An 857-nucleotide genomic window follows, 5' to 3' on the forward strand; every position below is an offset into this window, starting at 1 on the left:
CACAATGAGTCGAAGTCATCATCGTTGTCGCCTACCTCAATATCAGGAACCCGATTTTCAGTCAGCTCTTTCATTTGTTTGTTTTCTGACAGTTCAAATTGACTAAAGCTACCGGTCGCTGATACACGTGTTTCTAAATTACATTTTCCTTCGGCGCCATTGGCTCGAATCGATACCTTATGACCGGACATGAAGGGAAGCCTGGGTGTAATAAGTGTCGTAGGCTGACCTATGGCACTCAGTTCTGGTAACAGGAGTCCTCTTAGGTACTCGCTAGGGTCTCCCGTCTTCTGAAGCAATTGGACACCACATGGCTTAGCGCTAGGCGCTAATAGTTCGATCCCTACCTGGGTACCTTGCTGCTTGATATGTCTGATCCAGCGAATAACCGCGATGCTCCATGCTTGCTGAGCATTTTCACGCAAGGAAATTATTTCACCCGCTTGAATATTGCTTGGTACTTCACCTTCCCATTGCAGACAATAGCCACCAGGGCTTGTATTGACTAAAGGAACTGTGTACTTCGGGTAAGCGCTGTCGAGCTTGTCATCGATTGCTCGGTCATAGGAAATGGGCGCGTCGGAGGGCGTAGTCGCCGAATGACTACCGGCATCATAGCTGTCACCCCAACCATCCTGAGACTGATTGGTGGCACTTAGGAAAATATTGTCATCACCTGAGGTTGAACCGGATGCATGTTGAAGCATTTGTGTGTGGAACTCGACTTTTCCCGAGGTGTAATAGTGGCTTGCACTTAAACCAACACATAGGTTTAGGGCACCCTCATCTTCTACCCGTTTAAAGCTGCGCTTGGTTAATACACCGAATGAATGATGTAAATGATCCAAAACGACGTC

1 pseudogene is annotated in these 857 nt (G+C 47.5%); it reads right to left on the reverse strand.

What is annotated here, in order from left to right:
- Window positions 1-857: pseudogene (locus A3766_RS30425) on the reverse strand (GTPase); the annotation flags it as partial.

It is taken from the genome of Oleiphilus sp. HI0132, assembly GCF_001635845.1.